The sequence below is a fragment of the Micromonospora sp. DT4 genome (genome assembly GCF_049841675.1).
GTDB lineage: Bacteria > Actinomycetota > Actinomycetes > Mycobacteriales > Micromonosporaceae > Micromonospora.
On the sequence record NZ_JBNCKT010000389.1, the window covers coordinates 1 to 473 of the forward strand.

Here is a 473-nt window from a genome sequence, read left to right on the forward strand (position 1 = left end):
ATCGTCGCCGCCGCGCTGCACCTGACTCACTTCGAGTACAAATACCTACCTGAAAGTCGCTGAGATCACCTCACTAGGTAGTGATCGATCACGACGCCGGGGTCGAGCTCGATCCGTGCTACTTCCACTCCACCCTGGCGGACCTCCAGCAAGGCGTATGACTTGACGCCGTCGATCGACCGGTAGTCCCACCAGCTCGGGCTGAAGTCGCTGTTCTCAGCGAACGGATACCAGATCACCTGGTCACCCGGTCCGGGCCGCTTCTCGATGAAGTCGAAAGTCACTCGACACATCCTCTTTCGCGCACGGAGCGAGACGGGAGCGGCGGTATGGCCACGGCCGGGCGCCCGGCCAGCGCACCCCCACCGTCAGCAAGATCGCCACTGCCCTGATCAGCCGGGTGTGTCGTTAAAACGGTGTAACTCCGAACGAAGGAGACACCGAGATGGGGAATGTGAAGATCGTGTCAAGGG

Annotated in this window: 1 protein-coding gene; it reads right to left on the reverse strand. The window is 61.1% G+C overall.

Going from position 1 to position 473, the window contains the following annotated elements; translation table 11 throughout:
• Positions 1-65 precede the first annotated feature (65 nt).
• Positions 66-284, reverse strand: a complete 219-nt coding sequence (locus tag ACLQ24_RS30245; protein ID WP_425895139.1) for a hypothetical protein — start codon at positions 282-284, stop codon at positions 66-68.
• Positions 285-473: the final 189 nt, after the last annotated feature.